The sequence below is a fragment of the Streptomyces sp. CB00455 genome (assembly GCF_001905445.1).
GTDB lineage: Bacteria > Actinomycetota > Actinomycetes > Streptomycetales > Streptomycetaceae > Streptomyces.
Map to the genome: position 1 here is coordinate 529,372 of NZ_LIVQ01000001.1, position 14,700 is coordinate 544,071.

Annotated in this window: 15 protein-coding genes; 8 read left to right on the forward strand and 7 right to left on the reverse strand. The window is 75.5% G+C overall.

Annotated features, from left to right (window positions below; all coding sequences use genetic code 11):
• Window positions 1-79 precede the first annotated feature (79 nt).
• Both AMK16_RS02505 and AMK16_RS36530 read left to right on the forward strand, forming a co-directional pair.
• A complete protein-coding gene (locus AMK16_RS02505) occupies window positions 80-967 on the forward strand; it encodes an oxygenase MpaB family protein (RefSeq protein ID WP_073907930.1) in 888 nt (295 codons plus the stop codon).
• 73 nt (window positions 968-1,040) lie between these two features.
• Window positions 1,041-1,196 (forward strand): DUF6131 family protein, encoded by a 156-nt coding sequence (locus tag AMK16_RS36530; protein WP_199885329.1) that lies wholly within the window; start codon window positions 1,041-1,043, stop codon window positions 1,194-1,196.
• 162 nt (window positions 1,197-1,358) lie between these two features.
• Here the strand turns inward: AMK16_RS36530 and AMK16_RS02510 are convergent, their stop codons facing one another.
• Window positions 1,359-1,724 carry a hypothetical protein gene (locus AMK16_RS02510; RefSeq protein ID WP_073907933.1) on the reverse strand — a complete coding sequence of 122 codons (366 nt, stop codon included), beginning with the start codon at window positions 1,722-1,724 and terminating at the stop codon, window positions 1,359-1,361.
• Between the two features lie 258 nt (window positions 1,725-1,982).
• On the opposite strand from AMK16_RS02510, the gene AMK16_RS02515 reads away from it, so the two are divergent.
• Window positions 1,983-2,657 carry an RNA polymerase sigma factor gene (locus AMK16_RS02515; RefSeq protein ID WP_073907936.1) on the forward strand — a complete coding sequence of 225 codons (675 nt, stop codon included), beginning with the start codon at window positions 1,983-1,985 and terminating at the stop codon, window positions 2,655-2,657.
• Between the two features lie 11 nt (window positions 2,658-2,668).
• Here AMK16_RS02515 and AMK16_RS02520 read toward each other — a convergent pair whose 3' ends face one another.
• Together AMK16_RS02520 and AMK16_RS02525 are read right to left on the reverse strand one after the other, a co-directional pair.
• Window positions 2,669-3,709 (reverse strand): MerR family transcriptional regulator, encoded by a 1,041-nt coding sequence (locus AMK16_RS02520; protein ID WP_079191273.1) that lies wholly within the window; start codon window positions 3,707-3,709, stop codon window positions 2,669-2,671.
• Window positions 3,709-4,953: an NAD(P)/FAD-dependent oxidoreductase gene (locus AMK16_RS02525; RefSeq protein ID WP_073907939.1), complete on the reverse strand. Its 1,245-nt coding sequence runs from the start codon at window positions 4,951-4,953 to the stop codon at window positions 3,709-3,711. The genes AMK16_RS02520 and AMK16_RS02525 overlap by 1 nt, the downstream gene beginning before the upstream one ends.
• A gap of 172 nt (window positions 4,954-5,125) precedes the next feature.
• Here AMK16_RS02525 and AMK16_RS02530 point away from each other — a divergent pair, with 172 nt between their 5' ends.
• Window positions 5,126-6,331, forward strand: a complete 1,206-nt coding sequence (locus AMK16_RS02530) for an FUSC family protein (RefSeq protein WP_073907942.1) — start codon at window positions 5,126-5,128, stop codon at window positions 6,329-6,331.
• Window positions 6,332-6,560: 229 nt separating this feature from the next.
• On the opposite strand, the gene AMK16_RS02535 is transcribed toward AMK16_RS02530, so the two are convergent.
• The 4 genes from AMK16_RS02535 to AMK16_RS36115 form a co-directional block, all read right to left on the reverse strand.
• Window positions 6,561-7,049 (reverse strand): flavin reductase family protein, encoded by a 489-nt coding sequence (locus tag AMK16_RS02535; RefSeq protein WP_073907946.1) that lies wholly within the window; start codon window positions 7,047-7,049, stop codon window positions 6,561-6,563.
• Window positions 7,050-7,199: 150 nt separating this feature from the next.
• Window positions 7,200-7,547: a hypothetical protein gene (locus tag AMK16_RS02540; protein WP_073907949.1), complete on the reverse strand. Its 348-nt coding sequence runs from the start codon at window positions 7,545-7,547 to the stop codon at window positions 7,200-7,202.
• 27 nt (window positions 7,548-7,574) lie between these two features.
• Window positions 7,575-8,381, reverse strand: a complete 807-nt coding sequence (locus AMK16_RS02545) for a nucleotidyltransferase domain-containing protein (RefSeq protein WP_073910269.1) — start codon at window positions 8,379-8,381, stop codon at window positions 7,575-7,577.
• Between the two features lie 304 nt (window positions 8,382-8,685).
• A complete protein-coding gene (locus tag AMK16_RS36115; protein ID WP_158071199.1) occupies window positions 8,686-9,060 on the reverse strand; it encodes a hypothetical protein in 375 nt (124 codons plus the stop codon).
• Between the two features lie 559 nt (window positions 9,061-9,619).
• Between AMK16_RS36115 and fusA the strand changes: the two genes are divergently transcribed.
• The 4 genes from fusA to AMK16_RS02570 all read left to right on the forward strand — a co-directional run bounded on the left by fusA (window position 9,620) and on the right by AMK16_RS02570 (window position 14,634).
• Entirely contained in the window at window positions 9,620-11,692 is a 2,073-nt protein-coding gene (gene fusA / locus AMK16_RS02555) for an elongation factor G (RefSeq protein ID WP_073907952.1), read from the forward strand.
• Between the two features lie 397 nt (window positions 11,693-12,089).
• Window positions 12,090-12,650 carry an FABP family protein gene (locus tag AMK16_RS02560; RefSeq protein ID WP_073907955.1) on the forward strand — a complete coding sequence of 187 codons (561 nt, stop codon included), beginning with the start codon at window positions 12,090-12,092 and terminating at the stop codon, window positions 12,648-12,650.
• Between the two features lie 303 nt (window positions 12,651-12,953).
• The gene (locus AMK16_RS02565; protein WP_073907958.1) at window positions 12,954-14,009 is read left to right on the forward strand and encodes an NAD(P)-dependent oxidoreductase; all 1,056 of its coding nucleotides are present in this window, start codon (window positions 12,954-12,956) and stop codon (window positions 14,007-14,009) included.
• A 121-nt stretch (window positions 14,010-14,130) separates the two neighbouring features.
• Complete coding sequence (locus AMK16_RS02570; RefSeq protein WP_073907961.1) at window positions 14,131-14,634, forward strand: FBP domain-containing protein; 504 nt, start codon at window positions 14,131-14,133, stop codon at window positions 14,632-14,634.
• Window positions 14,635-14,700: the final 66 nt, after the last annotated feature.

Here is a 14,700-nt window from a genome sequence, read left to right on the forward strand (position 1 = left end):
CTGCCATCACCGCCCGCCCGGGCCGCTGCTGCCGCCGCTGCCGCTGACAGGGAACCGCCCGCGGGACCACAATGGAGGGATGGCAGCAGTGTCCGCGCCGCGTCCGAGCGGGCTGCGCGAGCAGGCGGGCCGCCGGCTCTTCACCCTCGTGGCGGGGCCGGCCGGCGCGGCGAACCGCGCCCGCATCCACGGCACGCCCGGCCCCCGGTGGTTCGCCGCGGACCGTCCCGTCCGCACCGTCCACGGCGACGCGTCCATGTTCATCGGCGGCCTGCGGGCGCTGCTGCTCCAGTCCCTGCACCCGCGGGCCATGGCCGCGGTGGCGGCCCACTCCGGCTACCGCGGGGACCCCTGGGGCCGGCTCCAGCGCACCAGCACCTTCCTCGCCGTGACCACGTACGGGACGGCGGAGCACGCTCAGGAAGCCGTCGACCGGGTGCGTGCCGTGCACGACCGGGTCCGCGGCACCACCGCGGCCGGCGAGGAGTACCACGCCGGTGACCCGCACCTGCTGGCCTGGGTCCACATCGCCGAGGTCGACAGCTTCCTGCGGGCCCACCAGCGGTACGGGGCCCACCCGCTCGACGCCGCCGGGTGCGACGCGTACGTGGCCGACACCGCCCGGATCGCCGAGGCGCTCGGCGTGCCCGATCCGCCCCGCGACCGGGCCGCGCTCGCCGAACGGCTCGCGGCTTACCGGCCGGAGCTGCACGGGACCCCGCAGGCACGGGAGGCCGCACGGTTCATCCTGTTCCACCCGCCCCTGCCTCTCGCCGCCCGCGCGCCGTACGCCCTCCTCACCGCCAACGCCGTGAGCATGCTCCCCCGCTGGGCGCGCGAGGGCCTCGGGCTGCCCTCGCTGCCGGTCCTGGAAAAGGTCTGCGTGCGGCCGGCCGGCCTGGCCGTGACGGGCGCCATCCGCTGGGCCATGGGGGCCCCGCCGCCGCCCACGGGGGACGGTTCCTGATCATCCACGGGGACGGCGCGCATTCCCCCGGCGGAACGGGGCAGAAGCCGATTGCCAGATTGGAGAGAACACCATGATCGCTCTCGGACTCATCCTGCTCATCATCGGCTGGCTCCTCGGCATCTCGATCCTGTGGACCATCGGGATCATCCTGCTGGTGATCGGCGCCGTCCTGTGGATCCTGGGATCCGTCGGACACGCAGTGGGAGGCAGGCGCCACTACTGGTAATGGGCGGGGCCGCACCGCGGTTCCATGCCTGGCACCCGGCCGGGCCGGTGACTCGTTCACCGGCCCGGCCGGGTCGCGTTCCGAGCCCCGCGGGCCCGGGTCCCGCGGGCCGGACCCCGGACGGCGGCTCCCGACGGCCGGACCCGCACGGCCCGTTCGGCTTCAGTGTGTGGCGGCGAAGGCGACGGCGAGAGCCGCGACGGCCAGGGTGAACACGATCAGCACGGCCCGCCGCGCACCGGCTGCGCGCAGCCGGGCCCGGCCGGCCGCAGCCCGGCACGGCGGACGGACGGGGCCGGCGTGAAGGCCCCGCAGGACCGCGGCCCGGACGCCGGGAGGGGGCTCGGCCGGGACGTCCCCGGGCTCCAGCGAGCGGGCCGCCCGCACGGCGCGGCGCAGGCCGAGCAGCTCCTGCGCACACCGCCCGCACGCGGCGGCGTGGTCACGGGCCGCCAGCGCAACCGCTTGCGCCGCGGGACCGCCGAGGGCCAGGTCCGCCAACTCGGCCCCGTCGAGGTGTCCGTTCATGGCTATCGGCCCCTGGCTTCGCGTCGTGCGGCGTCCGGCGCACCCCGTGCACCGCGTCTGCGCCCTCTTCCGCGCGGGGCGCCGCGACGGATGCGCGCGGGCACCCGTCCCGGGCGCGACGCCCGGCCGACCGCCATTTTGATGCAGAAGCGATGCAAGTTGTGGGGGCGGGGGCCGAAGACGAGGGTGGACGCACCTGGGCACCACGTCCCGAGCAGCCGCCCGGGACCTTGTCCCCGCCGTGAGGGAGCCGACACCATGTTCCTTGTCGCGACTGCGACAGCGCGTCCACGAACAGGCCGCCGGAGCCCGGCCGACGGGCAGGAGGCGCCGTCCCCGCGGCCCGGGTCCGGCGACGACCTCGCCTCCCGGTTCGTCCGGGGCGACGAGGAGGCACTGGAGAGCCTCTACGAGCGCTGCTCGCCCCTGGTCTACTCGCTGGCCCGCCGCGCCACCGCCGACGGCTACGAGGCCGAGGACATCACCCAGCAGGTGTTCCTCGCCGCCTGGCACGGCAGGCACCGCTTCCGCCCCGACCACGGTGACGTGGCGGGGTGGATCGTGGGCATCACCCGCCACAAGATCGCCGACTCCCTGGCGCGCCGCGGCAGGCAGCCCGTGCTCGCGGGATCCGGCATCGCGCCGGACGCCGGCCCCGGGGCCGGCGCGGGCCCGGACGCCGCGCACGACGGCGGACGGGGCACGGCGCGCGAGCCCGCGCCCGAGGCCGTCCTCGACCGGATCGTCGTGGCCGATGCGCTGACGAGGCTGTCGGACAACCAGCGGCACGTGCTGTGCCTCGCCTTCTACGCCGACCTCACCCAAACCCAGATCGCCGCCCGCACCGGCATGCCGCTGGGCACGGTCAAGGCCCACATGCGGCGCGGGATGCACCTGCTGCGCCAGAGCCTCCAGCCCGTAAGGTACCCGTGACGGAGCGCCCCTCAGCGGGCCAGCAGCCGTTCGATGAGTTCGACTCCCGACCGCAGTCCGGTCAGACGCCTGGAGCCGGCCTCCGGGACGGCGTTCCACCCGGGCCCCGCCACCAGGAGCGTGGACCGGGACCGGGCGCCGCGCAGGCCCCACTCGACACCCTCGACCGCGCTCACGACGTCGGCGGCCGCCGCCGGCCGGCCTTGCGCCCAGACCACCACGATCGACGGGCCGACCCGCCGCACGGCGGCCGCCAAGGCGTCCGCCGGGACCGCCGGGCCGAACATCCGCGCCCCCAGCCCCCGCTCCCCCAGCGCGGCCCAGAGCGCTTCGAGGGGGAGGCTGTGCAGTTCTCCGGGGGCGCAGGCCAGGAGTACGGGCGGTGTGCCCGCCCGCTCGGCCGTCCGCGGCAGGCCGCGCAGCGCCGTGGAGACCAGCCAGGACAGGAGGTGTTCCACCTCCACGTAGCGCTCCTGCTCCGAGGCCCACTTGCGGCCCACCGCGTGGAGGGTCGGGGCGATGATCTCCTCCCAGGCCGGGACGCAGCCGTGCTCCTCCAGGGCTGCGCGCAGGAGGTCCTCCACGGCCGGGGCGTCCAGCCGTACGGCAGCCCGGGCGAGCCCCCGGCACTCGGCGCGCACACGCCCCAGCGGCAGGGCGTCGCGGCCACCCGGCGGCCGTCCGGGAGCGGCCGCCGAGCCGGCTGCGGGCCGCGGGGAGACCGCGCCCGGGGTCCGGGCCGCCCGCGCCGCCTCGGCCGGCGGCACGCCCAGCGAGGTGAGGCGGCACATCTCCTCCAGGCGACCGATGTCCTCCGGCAGCCAGCGGCGGTGCTTCCCGTCGACGCGCACGGCCGGACCGATGGCGTAGCGGCGTTCCCACGAGCGCAGGGTGGTGGGGGCCACGCCGAGGCGCTGGGCCACGGCTCCGGTGCTCAGCCCCACGTCGGCCGTGCCCGCCGGCCGGCCCCGCGCGGGGGCCCCCGGCCCGCCGGGCGTCCCGCCCGCTCCCCGCGCGGTGGGGCCGGCGACGCCGGCGCGCTCGGGAGACATCAGCGGTCCAGGTCGGCGAGCACCTCGCGGGCAGCCCGGGCCCCGGAGGCCAGCGCGCCCTGCACGGAGCCCGTGGCGCGGTGGTCGCCGCAGACGTAGCGGCCCGGCCCCCGGCGCGAGGGGCGGGAGAGCGGCCACGGCGCCGTCATGGCCGGCAGCGCCTCCTCGACGGTGCGTACGGCAAGCTCCTCCCAGCCCGAGGTGTCCGTCCCGTACACCTCGGCCAACGCCTCGCGCAGCGCCTTCCCCGTGCCGGGCGAGCCGGGTCCCAGGACGGAGGTGGCGATCAGGGAGGTACCGGCGGGCGCGTAGGCGGGTGACACCTCGCTGAGGACGCAGGTGTTCAGGAAGCGGCGGGCGCGGTCGGTCACCAGGTCCGGTCCGCGCCCCCGCAGCCGGGCCGTCACGTGGTAGTACGTCGTCACGGTCCGGTACGGGGGTGTCGACAGGCCCGGCAGCAGGCGGCGGGCCGGCCCCGGCCCGGTGGCCACGACCACCGCGGCGGCGGGCACTTCGCCGTCCCCGGCGCTCAGCACGCCCTCGTCGGTCAGCTCGGTGACGGCCGTCCCGAGCCGTACGGTACCGGGCGGCAGGCCGTCCGCCAGCCGGCGCGGGACCGCCCCGATCCCCTCGGCGGGCAGGCAGAGCGTCCCGCGCAGCATGCTGCGCCAGACGAGGTGGAAGACGCGGGCGGCGGTTTCCAGTTCGTCCTCCAGGAACACCCCGGACAGGAACGGCCGGAAGAAGTCCTCGACGAAGCCGTCGGAGAAGCCGGCCCGGCGCAGCGCCGCACGCGTCGTCCGGCCGGGGCCGGGCCGGCGCAGCAGCGCCGCGGGGGCGAGCATGTCGCGGGCGCAGAGCGCCCCGAGCGCGGCCAGGTCCCGGGGCGCGATGCCGCTGCCGAGCAGTCGCGCCGCCTCCCGGGGGCGGCGGCCCGGGTCGACGAGTCGTTGCAGCCGTCCCCCGCCGGTGTGCGTCACCACGCCCGGGGTGAACGGGGACAGCCGCAGGGCCCGCAGTTCCATCCGGGCTCTGACCTGAGGGTAGGAGGTGTTGAAGACCTGGAAGCCGCGGTCGATGACGCAGCCGCGCACCCGGTCGCTGCGGACCCGGCCGCCGACCTCGTCGCCCGCCTCCAGCACCCGTACGGGCAGGCCGGCCGCCGCGAGGTCGTGGGCGCAGGCCAGCCCGGCCAGCCCGGCGCCCACGACCAGTACGTTTCGCTTCGCGTGTTGCGTGCGCACGGAGTACTCCCACTCGTCTCGCCGAGCGCCGTCCGCCCGGCTTCGGCCCCGTGCTGCGTACGGGGTCGCGTCAGATATTCCGCAGGGGGAGGCCCGGAGGATGCACGACGCGCGGGGATTGTGCCCCGTGCGGTCGCGCGATTGTTCGGGCTGAACGGGGAAGGGGCAGGAAATGACGCAAGCACTTGCCCCACTACGTCAGCTCGTTCGCCGGCACCGGGAGCCCGCCGTCGTACAGGCGTTCCGGTCCACCGCCGCGGCCGTCGTCTCGTACGTCGTCGCGCTCCGCCTCAGCAGCGAGCCGGCTCCGCTGACCGCTCCGCTCACCGCGCTCCTCGTCGTCCAGGTGACCCTCTACACCACGCTCACCACGGGGATCCGGAGAGTCAACTCGGTGGTGGCCGGGGTCCTGCTCGCGATCGGTTTCAGCGCGCTGGTCGGCCTGACCTGGTGGAGCCTCGGGCTCATCATCCTGGCCTCGCTCGTGGTCGGCCGGATCGTACGGGCGGGCGAGTTCGTGCCCGAGGTGGCGATCAGCGCGATGCTGGTCCTCGGCGTGACGAGGGTGGCGGACACGGCCTGGGACCGGGTGCTGGAGACGCTGATCGGCGCGGCCGTCGGCCTGGCCTTCAACGTCCTGTTCGTCCCGCCCGTCTGGGTCGGGCCCGCCAGTGACGCGATCACCGACCTCTCCTCGCGCATGCGCACCCTGCTGCTGCACATCGGCGACGGGGCGGGCGACCCGACGACGGTCGAGAAGGCGGCGGCCCGGCTGCACGAAGCGCGCCGCTTGGACAACGACGTCGTCCTGGTCGATGCCGCCCTGCGGCAGGCCGAGGACAGTCTGCGGCTGAACCCCAGGGTGCGCGAGGGCACCATGTTCCGGCTCGTGCTGCGGACGGGGCTCGACACGCTGGAGATCTGCGCGGTGGTCCTGCGGGTGTCCTGCCGCACGCTCACCGATCTGGCCAAGGTGCGCGGTGAGGAGCCGCTGCTGCGGCCGCAGGCCGCCCACGCGCTGCAGGAGTTGTACCGGCACCTGGCCGTCGCCGTCGAGGCCTTCGCCCAGCTCATCACGGCCCAGGTCAGCGCCAACGCGGAGGTCGCGGAGAGCCGGCTCGCCGACGAGCTGGGGATCGCGCGCCGCAGCCGCGACACCCTGGCGGTCCTGCTGTCACAGGAGGCCGAGGCGCATCCGCGCGAGTGGCAGCTGTACGGGGCGCTGCTGACCGAGGCCGACCGGGTCCTGGACGAGCTGGGGGTCGACAAGCGCTCCGAGCGGTTGATGGAGGAACTGGACCGGCACGCCCGCGCACGGCGCGAGCGTCATCCCCGCCTGCACCGCATGGCCGAACGGGTCGGGGTGAGCCGCATCTGACCAGCCGCCGGGCTGGCCCGCCCCCGGGGCCGCAGGGGCGGGACGCCCGGGAAGGGCGCGGGACCGCAGGGCCGGGACGGGTCACGGGGTCGTGGGGGGGGCGCAGGGCCGGGGGCCAGGCCGGGGTGTGGGGGGCGCCGGGTTACCCGGCGGGTGGGCGGTGGCAGGGCGCGGGGCCGGGCCGCGGGAGGGCCCGTAGCGCACGGGCCACAGGGGGCGGGTGCACCGGCTACGCCGGGTGGCCGGCCTCCATGTGCCGGACGTCGCCGTACCGCAGGAGGGCGGGCGGCGGCCCCTCGACGGGCGGGCCTTCCCGGTCCGGCGCCAGCAGGAATCCGACGTGGTCCCCGCCTTCGATCTGACCCTCCACACGGCCGGTGAACCAGATTTCGGCCTCCGCGAGGACCGGGCTGCCCTCCGCGCCCGGACGCCAGGCCGCCCTCGCGAACTTGTCCACTCGGTCGCCGGTCTCGCCGCCGAACAGCTCGGCCAGTTCCGTCTGGTCACGGCGCAGCAGGTGGACGGTCAGGTACGGGGCCTCGCGCGCGACCCGGTAGGTGTGGTTGGCGGTGGACAGCCAGACGACGAAGCGCGGGGGATGGATCGAGCACTGCGAGGCGAAGCCCACCAGGCAGCCCGCGCGCTCCTGTCCGGCCGCCGCCGTGACGACGTACACCGGGCCGTCGAGTGCGTCGGTGAAGTGGTGCAGCTCCGTCACGGGCGCTCCTGGTGTCCGGGGTGGTCCGGTCTCGGTCCGGCGGCCCGCCGGGGCCATCCGCCGTGGTCGTTCCGGCCGTGCCCCCCGAGCGCCGCGTAGGGCGAGTGCCCCGCGATCCGGCGGGGAAACGCCGGTCGGGGCAGGCGCGCCTCAGCGACGGCGCGCCCGCGCGCCCGCGCGCCCGCGGAGTTCCGCCAGGTCCCGGCGCGTGGCGGCGATGACGACCCGGTCCTCGGGTTTCAGGACGTAGTCGGGAGGCAGCTCCCCCACCGGCGCGAGGCCGGACGCCGCTCCCTCGCGCGGTCCCGAGGCCAGGTCGGGGCGCCGGTCCCCGGGCGGGGCGGTGTCGCGAGGGCGATCACCCGCCGGGCGCCGCGGTCTGGCGGTACCGGCGACCGTCCGGCCTTCCCCTAGCGGGTGGACCGCCACGGCGACGACGGCGAAGAGCAGGACGCGGCGCTCCACCGCCACGGCGCCCAGGGTCTGGCGGCCCGTCAACGCCCTGGCGAAGGCGTGGGCAGCCTGTCAGGGACGGGGGGCTTTCTCGCCGTGCACGGCTGTGTATTCGGCCGCGAGCCAAGGCCCGAGGTCGTTGATGAGCATCCCGAGCACCGCCGGATCGGGTGAGGGCGCACGGCCAATGGACGCGGCGACACGCATCTGCTCGACGCGCTCGGGGTAGTAGCGCCCGAAGAGCTCAGCGGACTGGTCGAGGTCGCTGGTCCAGCCGCCCCATCGGGGCATGATCAGGGTGAATCCTGTGCGGACGATGCGACGGCCGACGAGACGGCTGAGAGTCCGGCGATCGGCGTCCGTCGTGGCTTCGGCTCCTTTGGCACGCCAGTGTCGAAGCACGCGGACGAGGTCGCCGTTGGTCTCCCGCGCGAGCAGGGCTGTGGGGTGGTATCGGGGCAGTTGTTCTGCGAGGTCAGGGCCCAGCAACGGGGTGCAGAGGCAGGCGATGAAGAATCCGCCATCGTGACGTTCGAGGTCGCTCAGCAGAACCCGCGTGCTGGTCAGCAGGATCCCGACGCCATCGATCTGCGGGAAAGCACGGTCGAGTACGGCCTCGATCGCTTTGGCGTCAGCGTGGTCGGCTTCGGTGGGCTCGTCGTGGAGGGCGAGCTGGAGGTCGAGGTCGGAGACTCCGGGGGTGGCGGTGCCGCGGGGGATGCTGCCGTAGAGGTAGGCGCTGTGCAGGCGGGTGCTGCCGAACGTCTCGGTGATGTGAGCGCGGGCGGCATCGACGACGGGGACGAACCCTGCTGGCACTCGGTCCAGCGCGCCTTCGCGTGCGATTGTCCCGTCGCGGTCCAGCCCTCGTTCATCCATGGGGTCACTGTGCCTTGTGCTGCTGCGGTCGCCGAGCGGATTTCCGAGGCGTGCGGCGTCCGCGAACAGCACCGCCCACGCATCCGCCAGCGGGCGGTGCAGCACCGACCCCCCGAGATCGACGGACGCGCCCTCGCCGTCCTCGCTCGTTCCAATTTCTCCCGGGCCCGTAACCACTCTCCTGGCGGATCGTTTCTCTCCATGTCGCACATACACACACGCGTCCCCCGCGGTGTACGCGAACCGGGGGCCCGGAGAGACCACCTCTCCCCGGGCCCCCGGTCCTGCCCCGGCCGCGGCGCGCTCAGCCGAACGGCAGGCGCAGCCGGCCGACGAGTTCGCGCTGGTAGGCCCGGTCCTGGCTGGACAGACCGAAGACCCGGTGGGCCCCGGCATCCAGCAGCTCGCGGTGGTGGTCGTGGAAGTCGCACGCCTCCGCGGTGCAGCCCCGCGTCCCGGGGATCTCCTCCCAGCCCTGCGGCAGGTCGGTCTCCGGCCTGCCGCTGAGGGGGTACAGGTAGAGCACCGTCCGCCCCTCGCCGAGCGCGGCGAGGCGGACGCTGCCGCCCTCGGACCTCGGCAACTCGATGCGGGGCGTGGCGAGTCCCGGCAGGTGGTGGGCCGCTCCGTCGTCGGCGGGGACGGGCTGGCCCGCGGGAAGTTCGGCCAGTGGGTCCACGGGTGTTCCTCCTGCGGGGCCCGGCGGGCGACGCCGTTGCGGCGGGCGGGGGCCGCCCGAGTCGGGACGCGGTGCCCGGTGACCGGGAGACCGGGAGACCTGTCGTCAGGCGCCGGCCGGGCGTTCGCGGAAAATGCCGTGCTCCGGGGCGACTTCCCTCCCTACACTCGCCACACGCGCTGCCGGCAGGGCCGCGCACGCCTCATGCCGAGTGAAGAGAAAGGGGAGCCGGGCCATGTGCACGTACCGCACTGCCGCGTTCGCTCCCCCGTCCCGGTACGACGTGATCCCGGTGTCCCGGAGCGCGCGGTGCCGGCTGCGCGGCCGTCATCGTGTGCCCGTGACGCACGTCTAGTCCTCTCCGCTCCTCCCCCGTCCCCCCTGAACCCGCCCTCGGCCGGGCGCGGCTGCCCGGTGCTCCCGTCCACGGAAGGCGCCGGAGCCGACCCCGGCCGACCGGCGGGCGGGAGTGGACGGGGCGGGACGGAACGGCACAGGCCAGGACCGCCGTCCGGGAATCGCGCCGCCCTTCTCCTCGTCATCCGAAAGGCCTCGGGCCATGCGCACCACCAGGCGACCGCCTGCCCCCCCGTCCCCCACCGCCGTCCGCAACCTGGGCATCCTCGCCCACGTGGACGCCGGCAAGACCACCCTCACCGAACGCATCCTGTTCGCGACCGGTGCCATCCACCGGAGGGGCGAGGTCCACGACGGTACGACCGTCACCGACTTCGACGCCCAGGAACGCGACCGCGGCATCACCATCTTCGCCGCGGCCGTGAGCTGCTCCTGGAGCGGACACCGCGTCAATCTGATCGACACCCCGGGCCACGTCGACTTCTCCGACGAGGTCGAGCGGTCCCTGCGCGTGCTGGACGGCGCGGTCGCGGTGTTCGACGCCGTCGCCGGGGTCGAACCGCAGAGCGAGTCGGTGTGGCGCCAGGCGGACCGTCACGGCGTGCCGCGCATCGCCTTCGTCAACAAGCTGGACCGGGCGGGCGCCGACCTCGACACGGCCGTCGCCTCGATCCGGCAGCGGCTGGGCACGGTCCCGCTGGTGGTCCAGTTGCCCGTCGGCAACGAGGACGCCTTCACCGGCGTCGTCGACCTGTTGAGGATGCGCGCGCTGCTCTGGCACGCCGGCTCCGACACGTACGAGACGGGGCAGGTCCCCGACCCGCTGCGCGAGGAGGCCGTCCGGCGACGCCGGCTCCTGGAGGAGGCGGTGGCCGAACTCGACGCGGCGGCCCTGGAGGAGTTCTGCGCGACATCGGCGCTGACCGAACGGACCCTGGTCCGCGCCTTGCGGGAGCTCACCCTGCGCGGGGACGGTGTCGTGGTGCTGTGCGGCTCGGCCTACCGCAACCGCGGGATCGAGCCGCTGCTGGACGCCGTCCTGGCGTACCTGCCGTCGCCGTCCGACATGCCGCCGGTACGGGGGACGGCCGACGGTACGGACCAGGAGCGGGCCCCCGACCCGGCGGAGCCGTTCACGGCCCTCGCCTTCAAGGTCACGGCGACGGCGACGGGGCGCCTCACCTATCTGCGCGTCTACGCGGGAACAGTGCGCAAGGGCGATTGCGTACGGGACGGAGCCACCGGCCGCACGGAGCGGGTGGGCCGGATCCTGCGGGTACAGGCCGACCGGCACGAGGAGCGGGAGGAGGCGGTGGCGGGTGACATCGTCGCCGTGGTCGGTCTGAAGACCGCGCGGGCGGGCACGACGCTGTGCGCGCCCGGCCACCCGCTGGTCCTCGAACCGCCGTCAGTGGCCGAGCCGGTGGTGTCGGTGGCGGTCGAGGCGCGCCGCAGCCTGGACACCGGCAGGCTCTCGGCGGCGCTGGCGCGGCTGGCCGAGGAGGATCCGTCGCTGGTGGTGCGGTCCGACCCGGAGACCGGGCAGACCGTGCTGTCGGGGATGGGCGAACTCCATCTGGAGGTCGCGGTGGAGAAGATCCGCGGCGGGCACGGGGTGGAGGTCGTCGTCGGCCGGCCGCAGGTCTCCTACCGCGAGACCGTCGTGCGCGGGGTGAGCGGCCTGATCCACCGGCACGTCAAACAGGACGGGGGCGCGGGCCAGTTCGCCCATGTCGTCATCGACGTGGAGCCTTGGGAGGGGGCTGGTTTCGAGTTCCGCTCGACGGTCGTCGGCGGACGCGTGCCCCAGGAGTACGCGCGGGCCGTGGAGGCCGGCTGCCGGGACGCCCTCGCGGAGGGCCCCCTCGGCGGGTTCCCGGTGACGGGGCTGCGGGTGACCCTGACCGACGGGGCGACCCACTCCAAGGACTCATCGGAGATGGCGTTCCGGGCCGCGGGCCGGTTCGCGCTGCGCGAAGCGCTGCGCAGGAGCGCGGTGGAGCTCCTGGAGCCGGTCGCCGAGGTCACGGTGACCGTTCCGCAGGACGGCGTGGGCGGCGTCCTGGGCGATCTCGCGGCCCGCCGCGGCCGGGTCTCGGCCTCGACGGCCGGATCCGGGACCGCGGTGATCACCGCGACCGTGCCGCTGGCCGAGCTGTTCGGCTACGCGTCGCGGCTGCGCGGCCGCACGCAGGGCCGGGGCACCTTCACCACCCGCCCGGCCGGCCTCGCGCCGGTGCCGGCTCAGGTCGCGGAGGTCCTGCTGACCCGGTGACGGCGGGGCTGCCGGGTGACCGCGGGTCCGCCGGGTGACCGGGGGGCTGCCGGGTGACCGCGGGTCCGCCGGGTGACCGGGGGGCTGCCGGGTGACCGGGGGGCTGCCGGGTGACCGGGGGGCTGCACCGGGCGCTGCCCCACCGGCCCCGGACCCGCCTCGCCCCGTACTCCGGCGCGGGCGGGACGGGCGGGGCCGCGGGCGGCAGGCGGTGGGCGGTGGGCGGTGGGCGGCTGGGGATGTGCGCCTCCGTCACCGCCCGCACCCGCGCCTGGCCGACCGGCCGACCGGCCGACCGGCCGCAGCACGCCACCCGGCGTCGCGCTACGCTGCGCTCCCCGGCCCACCCGGGCTTCCGGGGGCGTACGCCGGCAGGCGGGACCGACAAAAGGTGAACATGTTCGAGGCGCCGCAGGACAATCCGTACCCCGACACGCACGTCCTCGGCGAGGGCCCCGATCCGCATCCCCTGCTGCGTCCCGTACTGCCGCTGCTGGGCCGCTGGCACGGCCGGGGCCGGGGCGAATACCCGACCCTGGAACAGGACTTCCGCTACGAGCAGGAGATCGTCTTCAGCCACGACGGCCGCCCCTTCCTGCGCTACGAGGCGCGCGCGTGGCTCATCGACGGCTCCGGGGCCCCGGTGCGTCCGGCGGGGCGCGAGGCCGGCTGGTGGCGCGTCACGCCCGACGCGACCCTGGAAGTCGTCCTGGCCCATCCCACCGGCATCGTCGAGACGTACGTCGGACGGGTGGCCGGCACGGACATCGCGACGGAGATCGACATCGAAATCGAGACCACAGACGTGGCGCTGACCCCGCTGGCGAAGGAAGTCACCGGCAACCGGCGCCACTACGCCCTGCGCGGCGAGGACATGACGGTCACCCACGACATGGCGGCCGTGGGCCTGCCGATGCAGCACCACCTCACCACCCACCTGCGCCGTCGCCCCGCCTGATCGCCGGCGCCGAGCCCGTCCCGCCCGGCACCGAGCCCGGTGCGGTCCGGTCCGGTCCGGTCCGGTCCGGTCAGGCGGCGACGGGCGGCCCCGGAGGCCGGATCACCCGGGTGCCCGGCACGGCCTGCGGGACGCTGCCCTCCCGGCCGCGCATAGTCGTGGCGAGCCACGGCCGGGGACCGACCCGCCCCGGCCGCTGACCCGCCGCGCGTCCCGGCCCGCGGAGGGTGATGCCGCGCCCCGGCCGCGGGGCCAGGACCGACCACCGCGTAGGGTCCGTCCGGGTGAAAGGGGGCGGCGCACATGCGCGTACTGCTGCTGGACGCGGCACCGGGAGAGCTGCTGGGGGGCGAGCTGGAGCGTCTGCTCGGCCATGGGCTGGCCGTGACGCTGAACCTGCGGCGGGTGACCGACCCGGCGGACGCGCGGGCGGTCTGGGGGCACCGGGTCGCCTTCACCGATTTCGACGCCTTCGACGAGGAGGCGCTGATCGCCGAGACCGTCCGGGACGGAGCCGGCTACCACGCCGTGAAATCCCGCGGGAGCGTGCCGATGCGCGCCGCTTTCCTCGCGGCGGCGACCGGTCCCGCGCTCGCCCACCGGCTCCGGGTGATCGGCCGGGCCGGAGCGGGTACGGACCACGTCGACCTGGCCGCGGCCGCCCGCCACGGTGTCACCGTCACCCACACGCCGGGTTCCAACGCGAACGCCGTCGCAGAGTTCGCCCTGGCGCAGCTGCTCTCCCTGACCCGTGGTCTGCCGGCCCTCAACGAGGCGGCCCATCAGGGCCGATGGGCCCCTCCGGCCGGGCCCGCGGCAGAGCTGTCGGAGCTGACCCTGGGCGTCGTGGGACTGGGGCGGACCGGTCTGGCGCTGGCCTCGCGCGCACGCGCCCTGGGCATGGCGGTCCAGGGCTTCTCCCGTCGGCCGGCGCCGGGGCCGGGGCCGGTTCGCCGGACCGGGACGCTCGGCGAGCTCCTGGCCAGCAGCGACGTGGTGTCCCTGCACCTGCCGCTGACGGCGCGGACGCGCGGGCTGATCGGGCGGGAGGAACTGGCACTGATGCGGCCGGGGTCGGTCCTGTTGAACACCTCGCGGGGCGGGATCGTGGACGAGCGGGCGCTCGCCGACGCGCTGGCCGACCCGGCGCGGCCGCCGGCGGCCGCGGCTGTGGACACCTTCGCCCATGAACACGCCGTCTTCGCGTCGCCGCTCTTCGGGATGCCGGGCGCCCTGCTCAGCCCACACGTCGCCGGGATGACCCGCGGCGCCATGGCCGGGGCGGCCCTGCACTGTGCCGATCACCTCGCGGCGTTGCTGGCCGGTCGGCCGGACGGCATTCCCGTGGTGCGCGCCTGACGGTCGCGGGGCGCGCCGGGTGGCGAACAGGGCCCGGGGGGCGACCAGGGGCCGGCGGGCGACCAGGGGCCGCCGATATCGGGATGCGGGCCGGTCAGGACACCGCGTAGGGTCGGCGCCCGTGGAACCACTCACCGAGAAACAGATCCGCTCCTCCTTCGTGAACTGCACCAAGGGCGAGGCGGCGCGCCTGCGGCTGCCCCTCGACTTCACCGATCTGCCCTGGGAGGAACTCGACTTCCTCGGATGGGTCGATCCGGGCGCGCCGTTGCGGGCCCATCTCGTCGTACCGCGGGCGGAGGGCCCCCTGGGGATCTCACTGCGGGTGCCGTCCGTCGGCCGCACCAGCGCGGTGAAGTCAAGCCTGTGCCAGATATGCCTGACGGGGCACGCGTCCTCTGGCGTCACCCTGCTCGCGGCGCCGCTGGCGGGTGCGCGGGGCCGCGAGGGCAACACGGTCGGCATCTACGTCTGCGCGGACCTCGCCTGCCCGCTCTACGTGCGGGGCAAGCGGCAGCCCAAGCTGCGCGCCGGGCGGTACGAGGAGTCCCTGACGCTGGACGAGCGGCTCACGCGCATGTCGGACAACCTCGATGCCTTCGTGAACAGGGTCGCCGCGGCCTGACGCCAGGCGGCCCCGACCCCTGCGGTGGGGCGGCTCCCTGCGGCGGCCCCGAACCCCCGCGGCCGC